Genomic DNA, 23,838 nt, shown 5'->3' on the forward strand with positions numbered 1-23,838 from the left:
GGGCGACATCGTCGAACCGCTCACCCCCATAAGCGTGCGTCTACGCTGCCCCCATGGACGCACTCGCAGGTCTGCTGGACGGTCCACGCGCGCACGGCGCCTTCATGATCCGGGCCTGCTTCGACCCGCCCTGGGCCGTGCGCGTGCAGGACGAGGCGCCGCTGACCGTGATGGTCATGGCGCGCGGCACCGCGTGCGTCACCCCGGACGCGGACGGCGTACCGGTGCGGCTCGGCCCCGGAGACCTGGCGATCGCCCGCGGACCGGACCCGTACACCTGCGGCGACCGGCCGGACACCGCACCGCAGGCCCTGATCCTGCCCGGCGGCGAGTGCCGCTACCCCGACGGCACGTCCCTGAACGGTTCCATGGACCTCGGGGTGCGCACCTGGGGCGACAGCCCCGACGCGGGCACGGTGATGCTGATCGGCACCTACCCGTTGCGCGGCGAGATCAGCGGGCGCCTGCTCGCCGCCCTGCCGCCCCTGCTGACCCTCCCCGCCGAGCTGTGGGACTGCCCGCTCACGCCCCTGCTGGCCGAGGAGATCGTCCGCGACGCACCCGGCCAGGAGGTCGTCCTGGACCGCCTCCTGGACCTGCTGCTCATCAGCGCCCTGCGGGTCTGGTTCTCCCGCCCGGAGGCGGCGGCCCCCGCCTGGTACCGGGCGCTGGCCGACCCGGTCGTCGGCCGCGCGCTGCGCCTGCTGCAGGACGACCCGGCGCACCCGTGGACGGTGGCCGCGCTCGCCGCCAAGGCCGGGGTCTCCCGCGCGGCACTCGCCCGCCGCTTCACCGGCCTCGTGGGCGAACCCCCGATGTCCTACCTGACCGGCTGGCGGCTCGCCCTCGCCGCCGACCGGCTGCGCGACACCGACCTCACCCTCGACACCATCGCCCGCCAGGTCGGCTACGGCGGAGCGTTCGCCCTCTCCACCGCCTTCAAGCGCGTGTACGGCGTGAGCCCGCAGGAACACCGGGCCGGCCGCGCCGGGGGCCGGCCCTGAGGGGGCGGGCGCGGCTGTGGTGCGGTGCGGCCGTGGTGCGGTGCGGTGCGGCTGCGGTGCGGTGCGGCGGGACGCGGGTCTCCACCCGGCGAGTGATGCGGCGTTCCACCCCTCTTCCACCCGTCTCTCCACCCGTGCTCCGATCCGTCCTTCCCTGCCCCTCACCTAGCGTTTTTCCGCAGGCCGGTGCTGTCCGGCAGCGCAATGACGCGGGGCGAGGAGGCGGACGAGATGGCGGACGAGATGGCAGACGTGGTGGCGGACGTGGTGGACACGACGGGCCGGGAGCGGCGGTCGCGCACGCAGGCGAGCACGCAGGCGAGCACGGGCGGGTCGGCCCACGGCCCGCTGATGTCGATCGCAGCCGACATCGCCCTGCCACTCCTCGTCTACTACGCGGCCCGCGCCCTAGGCGCCGGACAGGGCCCGGCCCTGCTGTTCAGCGGCGCGCCACCCGCGCTGCGCCTGGTGACCGGCGCGGTCCGGCAGCGCCGCATCGACGGCGTGGACCTGTTCTTCACGCTGCTGCTGGCCGCCGCCGCGCTGACCACCCTGATCGGTGGCAGCACGCGGCTCCTGCTGTTCAAGGATGCGGCGCTGTCCCTCGTGGTCGGCGGCTGGGTGCTCGGTACCGGCTTCACCGGCAGGCCGCTGGCCTTCCAGCTGGGACAGCGCCTGCACCGGGGCCCGGCGGCCCGGATACGGGCGGGCATGTGGCGGAACTGCGCCGATTTCCGCCGGGGCCTGCGTGTCCTGACCGTGGTCTGGGGCGCCGAGCAGCTGCTCGACGGGGGCATCGGCGCACTCGCCGCCGCCACGCTGCCGACCGACGTGGTGCCGCTGCTCGGCCGCGTCCTCTCGCTCGTGCTGCTCGCCCTGGCCGCCGCGGTCACCGCGGCCTACGCCCGCCGTTTCCGCACCCGGCACGGTCTTCCGCTGCTCGGCGCCCCCGACACCGGGGGCGGCGCCGGCGATCCGGCCGGGGAACGGCAGGCGGCGGCGGACAGCGCGATACGCACCCCGGCGTCACCGGCCCGGCGCACGAGGTGAGCGGGAGGCCGCGTCGCACGCCCGGCGCCGGGCGTCGTCGGCGACGTAGGCTGGCCCCGTGTACGCGGAGCGGGCGTCCCGGCTGACCGGCGCGGTCGTGTGGACGAACACCCCGCACGGGGCCGGTGGCGGCCCCGTGCTGCCGGACGGCTGCATGGACCTGCTGTGGAGCGAGGGCCGGCTGCTGGTCGCGGGCCCCGACACCCGCCCCTACGTCCCCGAGGGCCCGCCCCGCTTCTGGGCAGGCGTCCGCTTCTTCCCCGGTACCGCGCCCGCCCTGCTCGGCGTACCCGCGCACGAACTGCGGGATCTGCGGGCCGAGTTGGCGGACCTGTGGCCCGCCGCCCGGGTCCGGCGGCTGCGCGACCGCGTCGAGGCGGCACCCGACCCGGCGACGGCGCTGGAGGACATCGCCCTGGAGCAGGCCGAGCGGACCGCCGCCCCCGACCCGCTGCTGCACCGGCTGGTGGAGCGCCTGGACGAGGGCCGCCCGGTGTCCGTCACGGCCGCCGAACTCGGCGTCGCAACGCGCACGTTGCACCGCCGCTGCCTGGACGCGTTCGGCTACGGCCCCAAGACCCTGGCCCGCATCCTGCGGCTGCAGCGGGCCCTGGCGCTGGCCCGCTCCGGGACGCCGTACGCCGAGACGGCCGTCCGCGCGGGGTTCGCGGACCAGCCCCACCTCGCCCGTGAGGTGCGGCAGTTGACGGGTATGCCGCTCGGGGAGCTACTCGGCGGCGGGTAGCGGAGCGAACAGGTCGACGCCGTTGCCGTCGGGGTCGTGCACGGTGGCGTACCGCTGTCCCCAGAACGCGTCCCACGGCTTGAGCTCCCCGTGATACCCGGCGGTCACCAGGTCCTCGTACAGGGCGTCGACCTCGGAGGGCGAGCCGCACCGGAAGGCGAGCCCCACACGCCCACCGCCCTCGGGCGGCCGCCAGGCGGGGTAGAAGGAACGGACGGTGTCCTCGGTGTCCAGGGCGAAGACCAGCCCCCCGGGCAGTTCCGCGTTGACGTGCGGCTGCTCCTCGGATCCCGCGGGGAAGACGAGTCCGAGGCGACGGTAGAAGGCGAGCGAGGCTGCCATGTCGGAAGCGACCACGCCGATCAGGGCGAATTGTGCTGTCATGCCGTCACCGTAGGCAGGGGCGGAGCGTCCGGTCTTGAAGGAATCGGACACCGGAGGCCCTGGAGAAGACGGTGCCTCCGACACGCCCGTGCGCCTATCGGGCCTCAGCCAAGGGCGACCGGCTCAGCCGAAGGTCACGGGTCCGTCGGGGGTGTCCACGGTGAAGGAGAGCGCGGCCGGTCCCGCGGCGAGCGCCAGCCCGGTGCCGAGTGCCGCCAGCGCCCCACGCACCTCCTTCGGGTCCGGCACCGTGGCGGACACCTCCAGCAGCGGGGTGACCGGCAGGCCCGTGGCCGCCGGGTGGCGGGAGTCGCCCCAGTCGATCAGGAACGGGACCAGACCGGAGGGATGCGCGTGGCCGCCGTCGGTCAGCCGCCACCGCAGCAGGGTGCCGTCCGGCGTGCGGCGGCTCATCGGGCGCACCGGCCCGGGGTCGTGGCCCCGCGCGCGGGCCTTCGTGATCGCCGCGTCCAGGTCGGGCGGGCTGATCGCCCAGGCCAGCGTGCGCGGCCCGGCCAGCCGGTCGACGCCGAACGGCCGTGGCCCGGCGGGCTCGGGCTGCCCGGGGTCGGGGCCGATGATCTCCAGGTAGCTCCGGCCGCCCAGTCCCACCAGATGGTTGCGCGTGCCGAGACCGGGATGCACACCGCCGGGCACCGGCGTCACCCCGGTCCGCCGCGCGAAGTCGGCGACCGTCGCCGCCACGTCGGGGGTGGCGAGCACGAGATGGTCCAGGAGCGGGGGAACGGCGTTCATGCCGGGCGAGGCTACGGTCACCGGACCTGTGCATCAAGGGAGTTGGAGCGAGCCGCGGTTCCTGGCCTAGTCTCGTCGCGCGACCGGGCGACCACTGCTCCACATCCGTGCCGCGGACCACCGCCGACGAGGCGTCGTACGGCGGCGGGTGCGGCTGACTCACCTGGACGGCGGGCATGGCGGGGCAGGACGGCGTCCCGCGTGACGTTTCTGCGGTGAACTGGTTCCGCCATTGGAGTGAGTAAAGCTCGCTTACATGGATGGTCATGTGAGTATCTAGAGATGCTCTTGTCTTGGCAAAGGGCTTCGAGGCGCGGTGGTCCATCCGGCCCCGCGTCACCCACCCACAGGAGGAGCCGGACCTTGACCTACGGTAAGAAGCTGCGCGAGCGCATCGCCGGGCCCGGGACCACGCCGCTGATCGGCGTGTACGACATGTACTCGGCGTCGATCGCGGCCAAGCACTACGACGGGATGTTCGTCTCGGGCTTCGGGTTCGCGGCCTCGTACTACGGGCTGCCCGACATCGGTTTCATCGCCTGGCCCGACATGGTGGCCTTCGTCCAGCGACTGCGGGGCGCGTTCCCGCACCATCACCTGCTGGTCGACATCGACGACGGGTACGTCGACCCCGAGGTCGCCTGTCACGTCGTCGAGGGGCTGGAGCGTATCGGCGCCTCCGGGGTGATCCTGGAGGACCAGAAACGGCCCCGCCGCTGCGGCCACGCCGACGGCAAACAGGTGCTGCCGCTGGAGGAGTACCTGGAGAAGCTCCACAAGGTCCTCGAGACCCGCACAGATCTGGTCGTCGTCGCCCGCACGGACGCCACCGACGAGCACGACATCCTGCACCGCGCCGAGCGGCTGGCCGCGACCGACGCCGACGTGGTCCTGGTGGACGGGGTGCGCAGCGTCGAGTGGATCAAGCGCATCCGCGAGGTCGTCGGAAGCAAGCCGCTGCTGTTCAACCAGATCGCCGGCGGCAAGTCGCCCCGCCTCTCCCTCGGCGAACTGTCCGACCTCGGTGTCGACGTCGCGATCTACAGCACCCCGTGCCTGTTCGCCGCGCACGAGGCGATGGACTCCGCGCTCACCGTGCTGAAGGCGGCCGACGGCCGGCTGCCGGAGGTGGACCCCGCCGGCGGAGTGGGCGTGAAGGCCTCCACCCGCCTGCTGGAACGCAACATCGCCCGCGAGCGGCTGACCCCCGAGGACGTGGGCGTGTGACCGGCGCCGTTCCCCGGCTCGGGGTGGCGGCGGCGGTCGCCGTCGCGGTGCTTGCGGCCGGTGCGGCACCGGCGGCCGCGTCCGGCGGCCTGATCACCGTGGTCGACAACTCCCACGCCGACTCCTGGCTGGAGGTCGACCGCGCGGCCAATGTCCAGACCGGCAAGGGCACCGCCGGCAGCGACCACGACGGCAGTGCCGTGGACGCGATCGAGGCCCTCGCCGGAGGCGGCCACCAGCGCAGGGAGGTCTGGGACTGAGCCACCGGGAGACGACCGGCCGCCGGACGACAACCGGCCGCTGACCGACGACCGTTGACGACGACGGCCGGGCGGCCCGTGAGGGAGGCGCCCGGCCGTCGCCACTGCCGGCGTCACGCGGTGGGCCGCCCCCGGGCGGCGCGGCCGCGCTCGCACACGGTACGAGACGCGTCGACAGCTCGGTACGGGTGCCCTCCGGGCGCTCTCCGTGCACCATCCGCACCAGCAGCCGGAGCGCGGTCGCCGCCACCTCACCGAACAAACCCGAGTTCCGTCGGGCGTGAGATCACTCCAGGGCGCGGTCGAGCCGGGAACCGGCGAAGTCCGCAGCCAAGGACGCCTCGACGAGATCCACGGCGTGGAGCGCGGCCATCGCGCCGGTGAAACGCAGCCGGGACCCGCGGTCGTCGGAGAGCACGGTGAAGTCCAGCGACGGTCCCACGGGCAGCCGGATGCCGTCCTCGGCATACCGGAAACGCACTTCGCCGCACTCGACGGTGACCAGCAGCGTCACCGGGGCGCTCGCGCCGGCGTCCACCACGGCCACCCGGCACGCCCTTGGCGCACACCTCAGGCGACCCGTGCCAGGTCCGCGTGCCGCACCTCGTGCCGCGGCGGCACGCCCTCGGCCAGCCGCTCCAGCTCCTCCACCACGATCGCGCCCAGCCGTTCCAGCTCATTGCCGAGCGAGCCCGCGATGTGCGGGGTGAGGAAGACGTTGGGCAGCTCGTACAGCGGGGAACCCGCGGGCAGCGGCTCGGGGTCCGTGACGTCGAGGACCGCGCGCAGGCGCCCCGAGACCAGCTCCTCCGTCAGCGCGTCCTGGTCGACCAGCGCACCGCGCGCCGTGTTGATCAGCGCGCCCCCGTCCGGGAGGAGCGCGAGCCGGGCCCGGCCGAGCATGTGCTGGGTCTCGGGGATGTCGGGGGCGTGCAGGCTGACGATGTCGCTGCGCCGCAGCAACTCCTCCAGCGGCAGTGGCTGCGCCCCCAGCGCGGCGGCCTCGGCGGGGCTCACACAGGGGTCGTGCAGCAGGACCGTGAGGTCGAACGGCCGCAGCAGCTCCATGAGCCGACGGCCCACGCGCGAGGCACCGATGACCCCGACGCGGCGGCCGAGGTTGCCGGTGGTCGCGGTCTCGGCGGGGCCCGGCTGGGCGTGGGTGTGACGGTAGCGCTCACGGTGCTCGAAGGCGTCCTTGCCGAGGAGCAGGATCATCGCCAGCGTGTACTCCGCCACCGGCAGGGCGTTGCCGGCGACCGCGCTGGACACGGTGACGCCCTGTTTCCACAGGGCCTCGCCGACCAGGGAGCGGACCGAACCCGCGGCGTGCAGGACGGCACGCAGCCTCGGGGCGGCGGCGAGGACACCGGCGTCCAGGTGCGGGCAGCCCCAGCCGGTGATCAGTACCTCGGCCGCGGCCAGGGCGTCGGCCACCGCCGGATCGGCGAAGTCCCGTACGACGAGCGCCGGGTCGAGGTCGGCCGTCCGCCTCAGCCGGGCCATGAGCGGCGGGGGAAAGAGCAGCGGGAGGTGCACCGGGTCCATCGCGAACACGGCCCGCGGCGGCTTGGGGCTGGGCATGACCCTCCTGACGAAACGGCGGAAGGAGCGGTTTCAGAAAGCGCCTTCTACCGTATGTCCGCCGGGAATGGATGATCAATCGGTAGGGCAGGGCCGGATCCGGCGGCGTGGGGAGTGTTCCGCTCCGGTGGGGCGGCTGACGTCGCCCCCGTCCGGCGCGTAATCGGCTACCGGAACCTCCGCGTCGGAAACCCGTCCGCCCGGACGGCCCGGAGCTCCGGTACTCCGGTGCTCCGTTGCAGGGCAGCTCATGTACGCAAAGTGGCCGACCCCGCACTCACCGTCCCGCCGTGACCCGAACGGCCCTCCCGCGCACCCGTGCACCGGAATACAGGACGCTCGCGTGGTGCTCTGCTGTTGCACAGTGCACGAGTGCCCGTGCACGAGTGCACGGCGAAGGGCTGGTGGGCGATGACGGCAGACCAGGCGAACCCCGTGGCCGGGAGAGACCAGACGGGCCCGGTGGTCCGGACACCGTACGGGGCCGTACGCGGCCGGTACGAGCAGGGCGTCGCGGTGTTCCGGGGCATCCCGTACGCCGCCCCGCCCTTCGGGCCCCGCCGGTTCCGCCCGCCCGAGCCGCCCGAACCCTGGGACGGCGTCCGCGACGCCCAGACCTTCGGGCCGACCGCGCCGAAACCGCCGTACTCCGAGGCGTTCGCACAGTACCTCTCCGACCCGGAGATACCCGGCGACGACTGCCTCAACCTCAACGTATGGACCCCGGACCCGAGCCGCGGAGCCCGGCTCCCGGTCCTCCTCTGGCTGCACGGCGGCGCCCTGACCAGGGGATCCTCGGCCGTACCCGTGTACGACGGCGCCACCTTCGCCCGGGACGGCGTCGTCTGCGTCTCGGTCAACTACCGGCTCGGCGTCGAGGGCTACGGACTGTTCCCGGACGCACCCCCCAACCCCGGCCTGCGCGACCAGCTCGCCGCCCTGCGCTGGGTGCACGACGCCATCGGGGCCTTCGGCGGCGACCCGGACCAGGTCACCCTGTGCGGCCAGTCGGCCGGCGCCATCAGCGCCGGCGTCCTGCTCGCCGCGCCCCACAGCCGCGGTCTGATCCGCCGCGCCGTGCTGCAGAGCGGCCCGCCGGAGGTCTCCGAGCGCGACAAGGTACGGCGCCTGGTGCGCCGCATGGCCACCCGGCTGAAGATCCCCGCCACCGCGGCGGCCTTCGCCACCGTCGACCGCGACCTGCTGCTGCGCACCCAGGCCGAGGCCGGCCGGCTCGGCAGCCCCGTCCTGGGCGGACCCGCCTTCGGCATCGTCGTGGACGGCGACCTCGTGCCCCGCGACCCGCTCAAGGCCCTGACCGACGGTGACGCCGCCCCGGGCGTCGAACTCCTCCTGGGCTGGACCCGCGATGAGTACCGGCTCTGGCTTGTACCCGGCGGGCTGCTGGAGCACGTCGACCGGCTCGGACCCGTCGCCCTCGCCGGGGCCATGGCCCGCTGCCACGCCGGCCACGAGGTAGCGCGCGGCTACCGCGCCCTGCACCCCGACGCCGGCACCGCCGAGATCGTCGGCCAGATGGTCACCGACCACCTGCTGCGCCTCCCGCTGCACCGCCTCGCCGACGCCCGCCCCGGCACCTCCTACCTCTACGAGTTCGCCTGGCCGTCCCGCCTTCCCGGCCTCGGCGCCTGCCACGCCCTGGAGCTGGGATTCGTCTTCGACAGCGGTGACATACCCGAATCGAAGAAGCTGGCCGGCGAGGGTGCCCCACACGAACTGTGCGAAGCGATGCACGGGGCCTGGGTCCGCTTCGCGACGACCGGGAACCCCGGCTGGCAGGCGTGGGACGCATCCCATCCGGTGCGGATCTTCGGGGACGGTGAACCGTATATCGCATACGGTCCACGGGATGCGGAATTCACTCTCTGGCAGACCTCCCCCACGGCGCCCGCCCCCGACCCCGCCACCGACATCCGGGCCCCCGGAGCCGAACTGGCGGCGGCGGTACGACGGTTACGACGATCGGTCGGGAGCCGACGCCACTGACGGTCGACTGACGACTGTCAACGATCGACGGACGACTGTCAACGATCGACGGACGACCGTCAACGGACGACCGTCGACCGTGGCCGAGCTGAGATGTCCGAACCGGGCGGCCTCATGCTCGACTCACCGCGCCATGTGCGCGAACGACGGGCCCGTATGTCCTCCAGCATGAACGCCAGCGTCGGCGTGCCGTCCCCGGCGACGGCCTTCGCGCGTGCGTCGGCCACGTAGCCCATCTCGCGCACGGCTCGCATGAGCCCGGTCCGGGTCTCCGCGCCTACCAAATACACCCCGCCCAGCACCGGCGACACGGTCGACGCGGACACCCGGCCCGCGCCGCGACATCACGAATCGTGCTCCGCCGACGTCCTCGCTCTTCCTGGCCGTCGGCCCCGCCCCAGCCCGCCCTCGGAACCTGCGGTAACACGACGGCAACCGGTTCCCACGCCGGCAGGCGGGCGCCCCGGGGCGCCTGTGGGCCAGTGCGTACGAGGCTGCGCCGCCGTGCCCGTGCCCGCGCCCGTTCCCCTGCACGTCCACGGACCTCGGTGCCGGCCGAGCGGCTCAGGCCCTGCCCAGCGCCCGCGCGATCGAGGCGATCGCCTGCGGCCCCACCCGGCAGCACCCTCCGATGAGCCGTGCGCCGGCGTCCCGCCATGCCCCGACCTGCCCGGCGTCGAACCGCGTACGCCCCGTCCAGGCGCGCGCCTCGGCGTCCCACGCCTCCCCGCTGTTCGGATAGACCACGACCGGCTTGCCGGTGACCCGCGCCGCGATCTCCACCGCGGGTTCCACGTCCTCCGGCGCGCAGCAGTTGACTCCGACCGCGATCACCTCGTCCACGTCGGCGGCGAGGCCGAACGCCTCCTCCAGGGGCTGCCCGGCACGCGTCCGCCGACCGTCGACGGTGTACGACAGCCAGGCCGGCACCCCGAGTCCGCGCACCGCCCGCATCAGCGCGGCCCCCTCGTCGGCGTCCGGTACGGTCTCCAGCGCGAGGGCGTCCGGCGCGGCGGCGGCCAGCACTTGCATGCGGGGCCGGTGGAACCGCTCCAGCTCCGCCACACTCAGCCCGTACCGGCCCCGGTACTCGGACCCGTCCGCGAGCATCGCGCCGTACGGCCCGACCGAGGCCGCGACCCACAGCGGCCGTTCGACGCCCTCGTCCCCGGCCAGCCGGGCGGCGTCCCGCGCGAGGTCCACGCTCAGCGTGAGCAGGCGCGCGGCGTCGTCATGACCGATGCCGCGCCGCGCGAAGCCCTCGAACGTGGCCTGGTAACCGGCGGTGATGGCCACGTCGGCGCCCGCGCGGAAGTACGCGAGATGGGCCTTTGCGACCGCTTCGGGCCGCTCGGCGAGCAACCGCGCCGACCACAGCTCGTCGCTCAGGTCGTACCCGGCGGACTCCAGCTGGTTGGACATGCCGCCGTCGAGTACGACCGTCCCGGTGGCGAGCGCGTCGGCGAGGCTGGGGGAGGTGTCGCTGATCATGTCACGACGCTAAGGACTTGTTGCGCGATGCACCAGAGGGTGAGGGCCGCTCGGGACGGGCGGGTTCCGGCGCCCCGTCTACCGAAGGTGCCCCGTGTCATTGAGCAGCCGCACCGACGCCTCCCCGCCCGCGTGGTACGCCACCTCCGACAGTGACGCCGCCGCCAGCTCCATCCGGAACAGCGACCGCGCCGGAGCACCCAGAGCCAGCCGCACCAGCGTCCTCAGCGGGACCACGTGCGAGACGACCAGCACCGTCCCTGCGGCGTGCCGGGCCAGCAGCGCGTCCCGTGCGGCCGTCACCCGCCGCGCCACCGCCTCGAGCGACTCGCCGCCGCCCGGGGGCGCCGCCGCCGGGGACTTCAGCCACGCCGTCAGGTCATCCGCGTAGTGCTCGCGCACCTCCGCGAAGGTCAGCCCCTCCCAGGCGCCGAAGTCCGCCTCCCGCAGGCCCTCCTCGACGTCTACGTCCAGGCCCAGCCGCGCGGCGACCGTCTGCGCCGTCTCCCGGCAGCGTTGCAGCGGTGAGGCGACGATCGCCTGCACGCCGCCGCGGGCGGCCAGCTGTGCCGCGGCCGCCCCAGCCTGGCGCCGCCCGGTCTCCGACAGCGACGGATCCGAGCCGCCGCTGCCGGAGAACCGTTTCTGCGGAGTCAGTGGCGTCTCACCGTGCCGCAGCAGTACGAACGTCGTCGGCGTGCCCCCATCGTCCGGCCGGCCGGGGCCGGCCGGAGCGGCCGGAGTCGCCTTCTCGGCCGCCGGGTCCCGGTCACCCCCCGGGAGCCCGGCCTCCCTCGCCTCCTTCACCGGCCGGCTAGTTCGCCGCCGGCGCGAAGTGGTCCCGCACGGAGTCGGTCTGTCTCTCCATCATGGCGATGATCCCCTCGATGACGTCGGGGTCGGCGCCGTCGGCGATCGTCAACTCCCGTGACCACTCGAAGTAGCTGCGGTTCGGATCGTTGGTGATCGGACGGACGCGAAGGGTCGCGAGATAACCGGAGACGCCCGATGTCGGCGCGACGGCCCGGTAGGTGGAGGCCCGCTCCACCTCGTTACGTCCGGCGACCTCCTGCTGGACCAGGCCTTCGTTGAACACCAGCGTGAAGTCGTACCGCGCCGGCACCCGTTCCAGTGCGCCGCCCTCGGCCCAGCTCACGTCCTTCACCGCAGGTCCGGAGACGATCTTCACCAGCTTCATGGGGTCGCGGACCTCGGCCCAGACGGTGTCCGGGTCGGCGTCGACGATCGTCGAATGGTGCATCGTGTGCTTCCGCGTGAGCGTCATGGGGACTCCTCGTCGGTAACGTCAGTAGGCGATACGGTCGGCCTTGGCCAGCCACGCGTCGAACGGCGCCGTCCGGTTGGGCAGGTCCAGGTGCTCGACCGACATCGGCCACATCGACTGGGGCTTCTTCTCGAGCAGGTCGTAGAAGTTGCGGTCGTCGAAGCCGGCCACCGCGGCGTCGTGCCGGTCGGCGGAGTAGACGAGTCGGTCGACGCGTGCCCACAGTGCGGCCGAGAGACACATCGGGCACGGCTCACAGGAACTGATCAGGACACAGCCCTCGAGCGAGAAGGTGTTCAGCTTCTTGCAGGCGGCGCGCATCGCGCTCACCTCGGCGTGCGCCACCGGGTCCAGGGTCGAGGTGACCTGGTTGTTCCCGGTCGCGACGATCTCACCGTCCTTGGCGACCAGCGCGCCGAACGGACCGCCGCCGTTCGTCACGCTGTTGGTGGCCACCGCGATCGCCTGTTCCATCCAGGCGCGCTCGAACTCCTGGACGCTTGTTTCCTGGGTGTGCATGGTCATGGTCACTCCTTCGTGGAGAGGTGGAGAGGGTGGAGAGGGTGGTGCGGGGCCGGCACGGGACGGACGCCGTCGCGGCTAGACGCCGCAGAACTGCTCCGGCGTGACCGGGGTATGGGTGAGGTTCAGCCCCGTCGCGTTGCGGATGGCGTACACGATGGCCGGGGTGACGGAGATGGCGGGCGGCTCGCCGACACCGCGCACGCCGTACGGCAGCGCGCGGCGGGCCGTCTCGGGGTGATCGGCGGCGATGGTGCGGGCAGGAGACGCCTGGGTGGTCATCGCGAGGCCTCTGCCTTGGTGACGAGGTGGTTGCCGAGCACGAGGTGGTCGATCTCCGCTCCGAGGAAGCAGTTCAGGGCGTCGGCGGGCGTGCAGACGATCGGTTCGCCCGCGACGTTGAACGAGGTGTTGATCAGGCAGGGGACGTCGGTGAGTTCGGTGAACCGGCGCAGCAGGGCCGTCAGCCGCGGGGTGTCCCGGTCGTTGATCGTCTGCACCCTGGAGGTGCCGTCGACGTGGGTCGCACCGGGAATCACCTCGCGGAACTCTGGCCGCACCGGGAAGACGAACGTCATGTACGGCGAACGCGCTTTGCGGCCCATGTCGAAGACCTTCGGCGCGTCCGACTCGAGGACGAGCGGTGCGAACGGACGGAACGGCTCACGGTGCTTGACCCGGGTGTTGATGATGTCCTTGATATCCGGGAACTCGGGGTTCGCGAGAATGCTGCGGTGCCCCAGCGCCCGAGGCCCGTGCTCGGTCCGGCCCTCGTACCAGCCGATGACGACCTTCTCGGTGAGCAGTTCCGCCACCTGGGCGACGACCTCGTCATCGCTCAGCCTGCTCCACACCACTCGACCGGCGAACTCCCGCAGGGCCTGCTCGATCGCCGCGTCGTCGTATTCCGGTCCGAGGTACGGAGTGACCGGCGGTGCTGACTTCCCGCCGCCGGCGTCGTCGGCGTGATGGACCCAGGCGTGGACCGCGGCGCCGATGGTGATGCCCGTGTCGCTGGCGCCGAAACTCACCTCCATGTCGTCGAACCGCGACGCCTCGAACAGCGGGGTGTTGTTGAGGCAGTTCAGCGCCACGCCGCCTTCGAACAGCAGGTGCTTCAGATCCGTCTTGCCCTCCAGGGCACGGAGCTGGTGGTTCGTGACGACGGTGAGCATCTCCTGCGCCGCGGCAGCCACCCGGGCCTTGTACTCGAGGGTGTCCTGCACAGGGCCGAAATGCTGCTCGAAGAGGGGCTCGAAGCCGCGCGGGTTGTCCGTCTCCAGGGGCCTGCAGAAGGTGTAGCGCCCGTCCTCGTGCAGTTCGACGATGTGCTCGAGGAACGGGTTCGGTGCGGGGGGCTCGGCGAATCCGGACAGGCCCATGATCTTGTATTCGTCGTTGTTGGGCACGAAGCCCAGGTAGCGCGTGATCGCGGCGAACAGGAGCCCCATCGAATGTTCCGCGCCGATGGCCGACTCGTCGAAGACGCGGATCCGGCCGTCGCGGATTTCTCCGGTCAGCGACGAGAATCGTTCGGCGCGGCCGTCACTGACGAGGAACGCGGCGTCCTTCATGCCCGCCAGGTAATAGCCGGTCATCGCGTGGGCGAGGTGGTGCGGTACGAACACCGCCTTGTCCGGATCGGGCGTGAAGCCGGTACGCGCGGCGAAGTCGGCGAGGATCGCGTCATGGCCGACCGCCCCGGTGAACAGCTCGCCGATGCTCTTGACGAGATCCAGCTTCGCCGGGGGCGCCATGGGCGCGGATGTGATGTCGGACAGCATTCCGTCCAGGACCTCGGCGGAGAAGTCCCAGGGGATGGCGATGAGGTCGACGTCGGAGAACGTCAATCCCGCGGATTCAAGGCACCACCGCACCGAGTTGACCGGGAAGTCGGAGGTCTTCTTCTCGCGGTTCAGCCGCTCTTCCTCCACGGCGGCGACCAGCTCGCCGTCCACCAGGAGCGACGCACCCGCGTCGTGGCCGAGGAGGTAGTGCCTTTCGGTACCGACCGCGCCGAAGTGCTCGGCGAAGATTCCGGAAACGCGAGTGAAACCGTTGCACCCCAAGACAATCATGACAGTTTCCTTCTCCGTCCAGGGCTACTTGCCGGCCACGAGGTCGCGGACGATCTCTCCGACTGCGGGTGCCTGGCACAGTCCCTGGCCGGAGAACCCCGCCGCGTAGAGGAAGGAGCGGGAGGGATGCCGGCCGATGAAGCCGCTCCCGTCCGGGCTGCCGTCGAACGCTCCGTTCCACCCGCGGTGCAGGCGGATGCCGTCGAGGGCTGGGTAGGTGGCACTGAGCTGGCGGGACAGCCGCTGCAGCCACGACTGCCGGGACTCGTCCGGTCCGGGGCGGCCCATCCCGATGAGGATGCGGTCCCGCCACGCGCGGATCCGCAGGCCGGAGGAGGCGTGCAGGGTCATCGGCAGGGTGCCGATCGGGGCGGTGGGCGCGTCGGTGAGGAGCAGTTCGATGGGGTACGTGGTCACCGGGAGGTCGACACCGGCCATGGAGGCGACCGTCCTCGACCAGGGACCGGCCGCGCAGACAACGGTTTCGGCGCGGATGCTGCCCGCAGGGGTGTGGACCCGCCCGTCGGGGTCGATGCCCGTGACGGGTGTTTCCGTGCGCAGCACGGCGCCCGCTTCCTGAGCGGCTGCGGCGTAGCCGCGCACGATGGCGGCGGGGTCGCAGGCGTACGCCTCGGGCGCCCAGGCCGCCGCGAGGACGGCGCGCTCGCCGAGCAGCGGGTTGAGCCGCACCGCTTCGGCTGCGGTCACCAGTTCGACGTCCACTCCGGCGGCCTGATGGGCGGCCTGGGTGCGCCGGAACTCCTCCACCTGGTGCTCTTCGGTGAACACCACCAGGAAGCCGACCCGCTTCAGACCGAGGGGGGTTCCGGTCCGCTCGGTGAAGGCCTGATACGCCGCCATGCTGCGGACGGCGAGGCCGCCGGTGTGGGGGTCGCCGGGAAAGTAGGTCCGCAGCACACCCGCGGTGGCCGCCGACGCTCCCGATCCCAGGGTGCCGCGCTCCAGCAGGACGGTGCGGACGCCGGCCTCGGCGAGATGGCACGCTACCGAGGTGCCGACGACGCCTCCGCCGATGACGACGGCGTCCGTACGTTCGGGCAGAACGCTCATGACCGCTGACCCACTTCGGCCGAGCGCAGCTGGCGCAGGTGGTCTCCGGTGTCCCATGGGAACAGATGCAGGTTCCATCCGCCCAGGCAGTTGACGTAGAGGGCCAGCTGGCTCACCACGGCCAGGAAGTCGTCGCGGTCCAGGCGGTCGAGGCAGGCCAGGAAACGCTGGGTGAAGGCCCACAGCTTCTCCAGACCGCAGTAGCCCAGGAACTCGGCCGGAACACCGACCAGCAGGCGTGTCATCTGGCGCAGGGAGTCCATCGGCATGCCGCCGGTCACAGCCCGGACCAGGCCGCCGTAACTGGCATACCCCAGCGGGCGGGTCTCACCGTTGACGAACAAGAGGGTCGGCAGAACCGTCTCGAAGCTGCCGGCCCCGGACGGTATCCACCCCCGGTGCAGATCACCGAGCTCGGCCGGCTCGGACAGCCAGATCCGCCCGGTCTCGGCGTGGACGTCGCCCAGCAGCAGGTCCGCGTCGGGGTCGGCGGCGGTCAGACGGGGGATGCGGTGGCCGCCTCCCATGCCTGCCCTGCGGACCTCCACCAGGACCGGCTTCTTCGTCGAATAGACCGCATCCCACACCTCGCGGCCGGCCTCCAGCAGAGCCGGCATGTCCTCCGGCCGGACCTGGCCCACCGGGGAGGCCGGCATCGGTTCGGTCAACGTGCCGTACTTGATGCCCAGATGCTGCAGAGCGGAACAGAACACCGTCCCGTCCGGCGCCTCGCGCCGGTCGGCGAGCCGGTACGACGCGGACAGATGCAGCAGTGAATGGATCGGTGCCACGTGATACAGATGCTGTCCCGCCACCAGCGCGTGCCCTTGCAGGCTCTGGTAGGGCAACGCCTCCCACAGCGCATCGGCCAGCACGGTGTTGCGGTCGTCGAGTTCCGCGGTAACGGTGATCCCCAGATCGGGCCAGGCGATCTCGATATGTCGACCGGACAACGTTTCAGTCAAGGCTTTCCCCCTAGTTCGGCAAGATGCCAGGATGGTGAGCGGGGGCAGGAAGCCCACGGCACTCGTCCCTTGCTTCGTCGCAACTCGCCTTGCCCGTTGCAACTTCTGTGAGGAGTACACAGGCAACCGAGCGAAGTCAGCCAGGAGCGGAAGACATGAAAGCCCCCGCAGGCCGGGACCGGGTCTTCGTAGATTCCTACATGAACCAGTCGGGCCGGGGGTATGAGGAAACTCCTAATACTCCGGCGGCACGGCGTGAACCAGAGGGCGGCAGGGATCTGACTGGCCTGAGGGAGTGACCACACAACTCCCCGACCCGCTTCGCCACGAACTCCCGGCCGTTTTGGGCCGGCTCGCCGGATTCCCGGTCCGCACCCCGCTCGTCCACAACCCCCGACGGCGTCACGGCCGACGTCTGGCAGGTCCGGGCCGGGGGCCGCTCGGCCGTCCGAAGGTGCTGACGTGGTCTAAGGCGACGCAGGCCCGCTGGGCACCGTCGGAGGACCCGCGTCACTTGAACCACTTGCGCCGCGAGACCGAGGTGTACGCGCCCGGGCTCGCCGGCGCACGGCGGGCGTCCGGGCCGCGGGTGCCCCGGCTGCTGGCCGCCGTCGACCGGTCCGACGAAGACATGGCGTTGTGGCCGGAGGACGCGCCGGGCCAGCCGGCCACCGCCTGGCCGCTCGAACCGGCACGTGGAGTTCACCCACCGCCTCGGCGCCGCACGGAGCGCGTCGCGCACCGGCCGCGGCTCTCGCGGCGCTCCCTGCGCGGTTGCACCGGCGCGCAGACGCTCGGCGCGGAGCCGCTCGACGACGAAGCGGCCTGGCGGCAGCCACTGGTCCGCGACCACTTCCGGCACCTCGACCTGGGGCCGGCGAACGTCGCCGGGGCCGCCCCCGACACGGTCCTGCTCGACTGGTCCTTCGCCGGTGACGGCGCCCTCGGCGAAGACATCGGAAAACCACGTTCCCCACCCGGTCTTCGACCTGTTCGTCCCGGCCGCCCGGCTGCCCCCGTGCGGGGCGGCGGCCTACGACGCCGCTCCCTCGCCGACCCCTGACGTCGGCGACTCCACCGCCTGCCGCTCCCAGACGCCGACCGGCCCCTACGGCAACCCCGGCCTGGACCTGGCCCTGGTTCCACCCCCGCCCTCGCCGGCATCCGGGTCACCCCGGCCCGGCACGCCCGCCAGATCATCCTGATCGGCGACCCCACCGCCTGAGACCAGCCCGCCGACCCCTACTCCGGCTGGGGCCAGCAGCTGCCGCGGTACCCGCGCAAGGGCCTGCCCGTCGCCAACTACGCCGACTCCGGCGAGAGTACGGCCACCCACCTGCGAAATCCCCAGCTGCGGGGCACCGTCCGGCCGCTGATCCGCCCCGGCGACCTCGTGCTCGTCCAACGCGCCCACAACGACAAGACCACCGACGAGGCCACCCACCGGCCCAACCTGCAGACCCTCGTCGCGGGCATCCGGGACCAGCGCGGCGAGCCGGTGCCCGTCACCCCGGTCGCCGACGGCACCCTGGACAACGGCACCGCCCTGCCGGTCAACCGTCTCGGCGTCAGTCTCCCGGCCGTCGCCCGTTCCGTCGCCGCCGCCGGGCACGTCCCGCTGACCGACCTCACCGCGAAGACGAAGCCGCTGGTGGAGTCCCTCGGACCGGAGGGCCCCAAGGCGCTCCACCTCCACAACGAGAAGCGCGACAACACGCACACCTCCGTGCACGGCGCCACCGTCTACGCGAGCCTGGTCCGCCACGGACTTCTCACCCTGCGTCTGGTGCCCGGAGGCGCCGTGCGGGTGGGACGAAGCCCTGGGGCATCCCGACCGGAACCGGGGCGCCCCAGGTCCCGCCAGGAAGGAAAGCCACCGCCGTGATCGAACTGCCCACCGACGACCGCGCATCCAGCCCGTACACCGGGTACACCCGCGCCCACTGGGAAGCCACCGCCGACGCCCTGCTGGCCGCCGTCGAGCCCTACGCCACCCCTGACCGCGCCCTCTACCACCTCCCCGGCGGCCATGTCAGCCACGCGGGCCGCCTCTCCGACGGCCTGGAGGGATACGCCCGTACGCTGCTGCTGGCCGCGTTCCGCCGCGACGAGACCGCCCTCGGCCGCTACGCCGACGGACTCGCGGCCGGTCCCGGCGGTGTCTGGCCGCACATCGAGGACCGCAGTCAGCCGCTCGTCGAGGCCGCGTCCGTCGCCCTCGCCCTGCGGCTGACCCGGCCGCTGCTGTGGGACCGCCTGGACGACTCCGTGCGGCAGCGCACCGCCGACTGGCTGGCGGACGCCCTCACCGCCGAACCCTGGCCGTGCAACTGGGAGCTGTTCCCGGTCACCGTCGGCGGCTTCCTCCAGGAGATCGGCCACCGGCCCGAGACGGCCCGCAAGGCGATCGACCGGGGCCTGGAGCGGATCGAGCGGTGGTACCTCGGGGACGGCTGGTACACGGATGGTGACGGCCGGAAGTTCGACTACTACAACGGCTGGGCCATGCACCTGTATGCAGTCCTCCACGCATGGTTGGCGGACGACAGTGAACTGCTTTCCGTATACGGTCGACGGTTGTCACGCCACCTCGCCGACTACGCCCGCCTCTTCGGCGCCGACGGCGCCCCCCTGCACCAGGGCCGCTCCCTCACCTACCGCTTCGCGACCACGGCCCCCCTCTGGCTCGGTGCCCTGACCGGCCAGACCCCCCTGACGCCCGGCGAGACGCGGCGCCTGGCCTCCGGCGCGCTACGGTACTTCCTCGACGGCGGCGCGGTCGACGAGCGCGGTCTCCTCCCGCTGGGCTGGCTCGGCCCCGATGCCTCGCTCGTGCAGAGCTATTCGGGTCCGGCCTCCCCCTACTGGGCCAGCAAAGGCTTTCTCGGCCTGCTCCTGCCCCCCGAGCACCAGGTGTGGACGGCGCCCGAGGAACCCGCCCCGGCGGACCGGGCGGACGAGGTGCACCCCCTCACCGTCCCCAACTGGCTGCTGCAGTCCACCCGTTCGGACGGATTGGTCCGGCTGCACAACCACGGCAGCGAGGACGTCCGCTACGCCCCCTACTACACCCGGCTCGCCTACTCGACGGCGACCGTGCCCGCGGTGTCGTACGACAACAGCGTGATCGTCGGCGGTGATCCGGGCCGCACCCGGATCGAGCCGCTCGGCACGGGGGAGGGGTGGATCGCCTCCCGGCACACCGTGCGCGACGGGATCACCGTCACCAGCCTCGTGCTCGCAGAGGGGGCGGTGGAGGTGCGCGCCCATCTCGTGGCCGGGGCCGAGCCCGGCACGGCTGTGCGGGTCACCGGGTGGTCGGCGCCCGACGGACTCCGGGCCGACCTGCTCCCCGTGTCGGGCCTGTCGGCGCAGCCGGAGGGGCTGACGGGGAAGACCGGGACGGGCGAGGCCACGCTGTTCGTGGCGCTCGCCCGGCTCACCGGCGAGCCGGACCCCCGGCCCCTCGCGGACCTGGTGTCCGTGAAGGTGGCGGAGGACCACGAGGGGGATCCCGAACTGCGGGTCCGCTGGGCGTCCGGCGCGCGGACCGGCTTCGTTCTCACCGCTTCCGACGGGCGGGTCTCACGGCTGCGGACGGGCGATCCTGAGGCTCGTCGCGGTCGGTGACGCCCCGGTGAGAGGGGTGGCGCAGGTCGGGTGACGGCCGCGTAGGCCCAGACGAGGGTGGAGTCCCTGAGTACCGCGCTGTCATCGACGCACCGCACACGGCTTCAAGGTCGTCCTCGGCCACTGGGAGGGCACCGGCACCCGCAAGTACGGCTACGTCGACAGCCTCCCGGACGTCTGGCGCATGGGGGGCACCGTCCCCCGTGCCTACGAGCGCAACCCGCTGGTCTGCTTCGAGCCGATGAACGAACCGCACGGCTGCACCGCGCAGGCCTGGGCCGACCTGGCGGCGCAGTGGATCGGCACCCACCCCTCCGTGCCCCGCGACCGGATCTTCGTCAGCGGCTCCGGCAGCAACGACAGCGTCGTCGGCGTCTGCGCGGACCACCGGCTCGACGGCACCTACCTGTCCCTGCACCACCACGCCTTCTGGAAGCAGAACGCCACCTACGCCGAGTGGACCGGCCAGCATCCACCCCCTCACCGTCAGCGGCGCCCGCCCGGGCCTGGCCACCACCAACCCCCTCCGGCACGGACCGCCTCGCGTGGGCCGGGCGCAAGGGACACCCCGCGACCGAACAGTGACTACGGCCCCGTGACCCCGGCCCCGGAGGCGGACAGGCTGTCCACGAGACACCGCGCGAACTCCTCCGGGTGCTCCAGGACACCGAGATGGCCGCCGGGGAACTCGGTGAAACGGGCGCCGGCCGACTCGGCCGCCGTCGCGGCCGTACGGTGCAGCAGCCGGCCGCGGGAGCCGCTGCCCGCGACCAGGGTGAGACGCGCGGCGACGGACCGCAGGGCGGCCGTGTCCGGCACGTACGCGGTGAACGGGAGCAGGACGCGGGTGAGGAAGACACCCATGGAGGTGCTCGACTCCTCGCCGGGCGCGGGCGGTTGCGCGTCGGCACCCTCCGGGACGGGCGCGGGTGTCCCGTCGAGTACGGCGGCCAGCCGGGCCCCGGCCGCCCGCGACCCGGCCGCCCGGAACGTGTCGGTCACCTCCGCGAACATCGCCCGCTGCCGGGCCGCGTCCGCGAGGACCTCCACGACGGGCGGTTCGTGCGCGACCACATGCGCCAGCCGTTCGGGGTGCCGGGCGAGCAGGTCCAGGGCGGCGATACCGCCGGAGCTGGTCCCGAAGACGTACGCGGATTCGCCGGCCGGAAGCACCGCCTCCAGTACCCGGTGGGCACCCTCGCTCCAGTCCGTCACCCGCTGCGCGGCCACCGGCCGGCCCAGCCGCCCATGGGCGAGGCCGAGCGGGTCGTAGGTGACCACGGTGAAGCGTGCGGCCAGCCGCTCGGTCAGCGGCCCGAACCCCATCGGATGCCCGGCCCCGCCCGGCAGGACGAGCAGCACGGGACCGCTGCCCGTCACGTCGTAGTGACGTTCCCCGGTCATGTCCGGTGTTCTCCTTTTCGGTTCTCGCGCGGCCAGTGCTCCAGTGCCAGGTGCAGGGCCTGCACCGCCTTGTCCCAGGAGGCCTGTACGTCCCGGTCGGCGCCGAAGCCTCCCGCGGACTCCAGGGCGCAGTAGCCGTGGAAGGTACTGCGCAGCAGGCGTACGGCGTCGGTGAGGTCGGGCTCGTCCAGGCCGTAGGCGCGCAGCATGCCGTAGGTGATCTCGGCGGTGCGGCGCATCGCGGGGGAGCCCGCGACCAGGGACTGGTCGATACGGATCTGGGTGGCCGCGTACCGGCCGGGGTGCTCCAGGGCGTAGGCCCGGTAGGCGCCGGCGAAGGCGGCCAGCGCCTCCTTGCCCGCGCGGCCGGCCACGGCAGGCGCGATCCGGTCGATCAACTCGCCGCCCGCGTACAGCGCGAGCCGGGTCCGCAGGTCCGCGAGGCCCCGGACATGCGAGTACAGGCTCGCGTCCTTCACACCGAAGCGGCGGGCCAGCGCGGACAGGGTGACGTTCGCGAAGCCCGCCTCGTCGGCGAGTTCGGCGGCGGCCGCGACGACACGCTCGGCGGTGAGCCCGGCTCGGGCCATCCGACACCTCCTCCTCGGGCACCTAGCCGATATCCTAGGGCATCTAGGTTCGGGTGTGTCCCTCAGGTGGTGCGAGAAAACCGTTCAACGTCGACGCATGACGGGGAAGTGACGGCCGGAACCAGGGGGAACGGACGGCGGGAGGGCAACGGTGGGGCGCGAGACACACAAGGGGAACAGGCGCAGGGCCGGGGAGCCGCGCACGGACCCTCAACCCCTGTGGCGGGAACGCGACTTCGCCGTCTTCTGGGCTGCGCAGACACTCTCCGTCCTCGGTGACTCCTTCGCCCTGACCGCCCTGCCGCTGCTGGTCCTGGAGGCCACCGGATCGGTGGCGCGGATGGGCCTGCTCACCGCCGCCGGCGGGGCCGCCGCCGTCCTCGCGGCCGTGTTCGCCGGCCCTGTGGCCGACCGCGTGGACCGGCGCCGGCTGCTCATCGCCTGCGACCTCGCACGCATGGCCCTGTACGGCGTGATCCCGCTCGTGTGGGCCTTCGGCCCGCGCATCTGGCTGCTCTACACGGTCCTGCCGGTCTGCGAGGCCGTCGGCATGTTCTTCGCCGTCGGCTACGTCACCGTCGTCCGCGGCCTCGTCGGCACCGGACGGCTCACCGAGGCCAACGGCCTGCTGAACGCCACCGCCGCGGCGGCCGGGGTACTCGGACCGCCGTGCGCGGGACTCGTCGCCGCCTGGACCGGACCGGCCGCCGCCGTCGCCGTCGACGCGGCCAGCTTCGCCGCCTCCGCCGCGTGTCTGCGAGGCGTACGCCTGCGCGCCCGGACCGGCGACGACACGCCCGCCCCCGGCCGCGGCACCGTACGGCAGGACCTGCGCACCGCAGTCGCCTTCCTGTACCGCAACCCCCTGCTGCGCTCGCTCACGGTGCTGCTGTTCGGCTTCAGCTTCCTCACCCTCGGCCTGAACGACCTGGTCATCTACCACCTCAAGCACGACCTCGGCCACGACGACGGCGCGGTCGGCACCGTGCTGGGCGCCGGAGCGCTCGGCACCGTCGCCGGGTCCCTGCTCGTCGCCCGCATCCGCAGGCTGTTCGGCTTCGGCACCGCCTGGATCGGCGCGACCGCGCTGTGCGGGCTGGCCTGCGCCGGCCTCGGCCGGGTGCACGCCGTGACCGCGGTCGCCGTCCTCGCCGCCGCCTTCCTGGCCGGCGTCGGCATCGCGGGCACCTGCTCGATGTCCCTGCGCCAGGAGGTCACCCCCGAGCACCTGCTCGGCCGCGTCACCTCCGCCTACTGGACCCTGCAGTACTCCGCCGCCCCCGCCGGCGCGGCCCTGCTCACCTGGGCCGCCGAACGCTGGGGCACCACACCGGCCGCCCTGACCGCGGGCGCCACCTGCGTCCTGCTCGCCCTCACGGCCCTCGCCACCCCGGTCCGCAGGGCCTGAGCGACGGGATTCGGGGGTGCCGTCGCTCAGGCGGCCGGAACCCTCGTACGGCCCGCGAGCGGCGCGGCCCCCACGGCAGGCCCGCCGGCGGGAAACCCGGCCACTGGCCGATCGTGACCAGCACGCAGGCGGTACCCCCCATGCCGGCAGGCCGCGTGCGTACGCCCCCGGTGCCCACCAGCGCCAGCAGCGCGGCCAGTCCCGCGCACGCCCCGAACGCCCACGTGCAGTGCTCCGGTCCCGCCCACGCCACCACCGCCGGGCCGAGGACCGCGCCGATACCGAAGCGGGCGTTGAGGACGTCCAGCGGGCGGTGGGACGATCCCCGAAGCCGACGGCGAACAGCTGGTTCGGGCCGTAGCCGATGCCGCCGAAGC

At 72.9% G+C, this 23,838-nt stretch carries 23 protein-coding genes and 3 pseudogenes; 10 read left to right on the top strand and 16 right to left on the bottom strand.

What is annotated here, in order from left to right; genetic code table 11:
* Positions 1-53: 53 nt before the first annotated feature.
* The 3 genes from ACZ7GZ_RS02730 to ACZ7GZ_RS02740 all read left to right on the top strand — a co-directional run bounded on the left by ACZ7GZ_RS02730 (position 54) and on the right by ACZ7GZ_RS02740 (position 2,799).
* Positions 54-1,004, top strand: a complete 951-nt coding sequence (locus ACZ7GZ_RS02730; protein WP_471020355.1) for an AraC family transcriptional regulator — start codon at positions 54-56, stop codon at positions 1,002-1,004.
* 231 nt (positions 1,005-1,235) lie between these two features.
* Positions 1,236-2,054 (top strand): VC0807 family protein, encoded by an 819-nt coding sequence (locus ACZ7GZ_RS02735; RefSeq protein WP_471020358.1) that lies wholly within the window; start codon positions 1,236-1,238, stop codon positions 2,052-2,054.
* A gap of 58 nt (positions 2,055-2,112) precedes the next feature.
* Positions 2,113-2,799 carry a helix-turn-helix transcriptional regulator gene (locus tag ACZ7GZ_RS02740; RefSeq protein ID WP_471020361.1) on the top strand — a complete coding sequence of 229 codons (687 nt, stop codon included), beginning with the start codon at positions 2,113-2,115 and terminating at the stop codon, positions 2,797-2,799.
* Here ACZ7GZ_RS02740 and ACZ7GZ_RS02745 read toward each other — a convergent pair.
* Positions 2,782-3,183, bottom strand: a complete 402-nt coding sequence (locus ACZ7GZ_RS02745; protein WP_471020363.1) for a VOC family protein — start codon at positions 3,181-3,183, stop codon at positions 2,782-2,784. The genes ACZ7GZ_RS02740 and ACZ7GZ_RS02745 overlap by 18 nt on opposite strands.
* A gap of 123 nt (positions 3,184-3,306) precedes the next feature.
* Positions 3,307-3,939 carry a VOC family protein gene (locus ACZ7GZ_RS02750; protein ID WP_471020366.1) on the bottom strand — a complete coding sequence of 211 codons (633 nt, stop codon included), beginning with the start codon at positions 3,937-3,939 and terminating at the stop codon, positions 3,307-3,309.
* 363 nt (positions 3,940-4,302) lie between these two features.
* Here ACZ7GZ_RS02750 and ACZ7GZ_RS02755 point away from each other — a divergent pair, with 363 nt between their 5' ends.
* Together ACZ7GZ_RS02755 and ACZ7GZ_RS02760 are read left to right on the top strand one after the other, a co-directional pair.
* The gene (locus ACZ7GZ_RS02755) at positions 4,303-5,166 is read left to right on the top strand and encodes an isocitrate lyase/PEP mutase family protein (RefSeq protein WP_471020368.1); all 864 of its coding nucleotides are present in this window, start codon (positions 4,303-4,305) and stop codon (positions 5,164-5,166) included.
* Entirely contained in the window at positions 5,163-5,426 is a 264-nt protein-coding gene (locus ACZ7GZ_RS02760; RefSeq protein ID WP_471020370.1) for a hypothetical protein, read from the top strand. Before ACZ7GZ_RS02755 ends, ACZ7GZ_RS02760 begins: the two co-directional genes overlap by 4 nt.
* A 121-nt stretch (positions 5,427-5,547) precedes the next feature.
* Here ACZ7GZ_RS02760 and ACZ7GZ_RS02765 read toward each other — a convergent pair.
* From ACZ7GZ_RS02765 to ACZ7GZ_RS02775, 3 genes and pseudogenes are all read right to left on the bottom strand, one after another.
* Positions 5,548-5,679 (bottom strand): annotated as a pseudogene (locus ACZ7GZ_RS02765) (LacI family transcriptional regulator); the annotation flags it as partial.
* A 33-nt stretch (positions 5,680-5,712) separates the two neighbouring features.
* Positions 5,713-5,973 (bottom strand): beta-xylosidase family glycoside hydrolase, encoded by a 261-nt coding sequence (locus tag ACZ7GZ_RS02770; protein WP_471020372.1) that lies wholly within the window; start codon positions 5,971-5,973, stop codon positions 5,713-5,715.
* 23 nt (positions 5,974-5,996) lie between these two features.
* On the bottom strand, positions 5,997-7,010 hold the full coding sequence (locus tag ACZ7GZ_RS02775; protein ID WP_471020373.1) for a hydroxyacid dehydrogenase: 1,014 nt from the start codon (positions 7,008-7,010) through the stop codon (positions 5,997-5,999).
* 411 nt (positions 7,011-7,421) lie between these two features.
* Here ACZ7GZ_RS02775 and ACZ7GZ_RS02780 point away from each other — a divergent pair, with 411 nt between their 5' ends.
* Positions 7,422-9,017: a carboxylesterase/lipase family protein gene (locus tag ACZ7GZ_RS02780; protein WP_471020768.1), complete on the top strand. Its 1,596-nt coding sequence runs from the start codon at positions 7,422-7,424 to the stop codon at positions 9,015-9,017.
* A gap of 564 nt (positions 9,018-9,581) precedes the next feature.
* Here ACZ7GZ_RS02780 and mmuM read toward each other — a convergent pair.
* From mmuM to ACZ7GZ_RS02820, 8 genes and pseudogenes are all read right to left on the bottom strand, one after another.
* The gene (gene mmuM / locus ACZ7GZ_RS02785; RefSeq protein WP_471020375.1) at positions 9,582-10,508 is read right to left on the bottom strand and encodes a homocysteine S-methyltransferase; all 927 of its coding nucleotides are present in this window, start codon (positions 10,506-10,508) and stop codon (positions 9,582-9,584) included.
* A 78-nt stretch (positions 10,509-10,586) separates the two neighbouring features.
* Positions 10,587-11,270, bottom strand: a pseudogene (locus ACZ7GZ_RS02790) (histidine phosphatase family protein); the annotation flags it as partial.
* Between the two features lie 52 nt (positions 11,271-11,322).
* The gene (locus ACZ7GZ_RS02795) at positions 11,323-11,793 is read right to left on the bottom strand and encodes an SRPBCC family protein (RefSeq protein WP_471020377.1); all 471 of its coding nucleotides are present in this window, start codon (positions 11,791-11,793) and stop codon (positions 11,323-11,325) included.
* Between the two features lie 21 nt (positions 11,794-11,814).
* Positions 11,815-12,318, bottom strand: coding sequence for a nucleoside deaminase (locus ACZ7GZ_RS02800; RefSeq protein ID WP_471020380.1), 504 nt, complete (start codon positions 12,316-12,318; stop codon positions 11,815-11,817).
* Between the two features lie 75 nt (positions 12,319-12,393).
* Entirely contained in the window at positions 12,394-12,597 is a 204-nt protein-coding gene (locus ACZ7GZ_RS02805; RefSeq protein WP_471020382.1) for a hypothetical protein, read from the bottom strand.
* Positions 12,594-14,393 carry a carbamoyltransferase family protein gene (locus ACZ7GZ_RS02810; protein WP_471020384.1) on the bottom strand — a complete coding sequence of 600 codons (1,800 nt, stop codon included), beginning with the start codon at positions 14,391-14,393 and terminating at the stop codon, positions 12,594-12,596. Before ACZ7GZ_RS02810 ends, ACZ7GZ_RS02805 begins: the two co-directional genes overlap by 4 nt.
* 24 nt (positions 14,394-14,417) lie before the next feature.
* Positions 14,418-15,464 carry an NAD(P)/FAD-dependent oxidoreductase gene (locus tag ACZ7GZ_RS02815; RefSeq protein WP_471020386.1) on the bottom strand — a complete coding sequence of 349 codons (1,047 nt, stop codon included), beginning with the start codon at positions 15,462-15,464 and terminating at the stop codon, positions 14,418-14,420.
* Entirely contained in the window at positions 15,461-16,486 is a 1,026-nt protein-coding gene (locus ACZ7GZ_RS02820) for a cucumopine synthase-related protein (protein ID WP_471020389.1), read from the bottom strand. The genes ACZ7GZ_RS02815 and ACZ7GZ_RS02820 overlap by 4 nt, the downstream gene beginning before the upstream one ends.
* 457 nt (positions 16,487-16,943) lie before the next feature.
* Here ACZ7GZ_RS02820 and ACZ7GZ_RS02825 point away from each other — a divergent pair, with 457 nt between their 5' ends.
* From ACZ7GZ_RS02825 to ACZ7GZ_RS02835, 3 genes and pseudogenes are all read left to right on the top strand, one after another.
* Positions 16,944-17,492: a hypothetical protein gene (locus ACZ7GZ_RS02825; RefSeq protein WP_471020390.1), complete on the top strand. Its 549-nt coding sequence runs from the start codon at positions 16,944-16,946 to the stop codon at positions 17,490-17,492.
* 34 nt (positions 17,493-17,526) lie between these two features.
* A pseudogene (locus tag ACZ7GZ_RS02830) lies at positions 17,527-18,242 on the top strand (GDSL-type esterase/lipase family protein); the annotation flags it as partial.
* Positions 18,243-18,313: 71 nt separating this feature from the next.
* Positions 18,314-20,059: a DUF2264 domain-containing protein gene (locus ACZ7GZ_RS02835; protein ID WP_471020769.1), complete on the top strand. Its 1,746-nt coding sequence runs from the start codon at positions 18,314-18,316 to the stop codon at positions 20,057-20,059.
* Positions 20,060-20,266: 207 nt separating this feature from the next.
* Here ACZ7GZ_RS02835 and ACZ7GZ_RS02840 read toward each other — a convergent pair whose 3' ends face one another.
* The 3 genes from ACZ7GZ_RS02840 to ACZ7GZ_RS02850 all read right to left on the bottom strand — a co-directional run bounded on the left by ACZ7GZ_RS02840 (position 20,267) and on the right by ACZ7GZ_RS02850 (position 22,053).
* Complete coding sequence (locus tag ACZ7GZ_RS02840; protein WP_471020393.1) at positions 20,267-20,461, bottom strand: hypothetical protein; 195 nt, start codon at positions 20,459-20,461, stop codon at positions 20,267-20,269.
* A gap of 183 nt (positions 20,462-20,644) precedes the next feature.
* Complete coding sequence (locus ACZ7GZ_RS02845; protein WP_471020394.1) at positions 20,645-21,463, bottom strand: alpha/beta fold hydrolase; 819 nt, start codon at positions 21,461-21,463, stop codon at positions 20,645-20,647.
* A complete protein-coding gene (locus ACZ7GZ_RS02850; RefSeq protein WP_471020396.1) occupies positions 21,460-22,053 on the bottom strand; it encodes a TetR-like C-terminal domain-containing protein in 594 nt (197 codons plus the stop codon). The genes ACZ7GZ_RS02845 and ACZ7GZ_RS02850 overlap by 4 nt, the downstream gene beginning before the upstream one ends.
* Positions 22,054-22,204: 151 nt before the next feature.
* On the opposite strand from ACZ7GZ_RS02850, the gene ACZ7GZ_RS02855 reads away from it, so the two are divergent.
* Positions 22,205-23,461: an MFS transporter gene (locus ACZ7GZ_RS02855; protein WP_471020398.1), complete on the top strand. Its 1,257-nt coding sequence runs from the start codon at positions 22,205-22,207 to the stop codon at positions 23,459-23,461.
* The last annotated feature ends 377 nt before the right edge of the window (positions 23,462-23,838 follow it).

This window comes from Streptomyces sp. NPDC037288 (assembly GCF_055603265.1).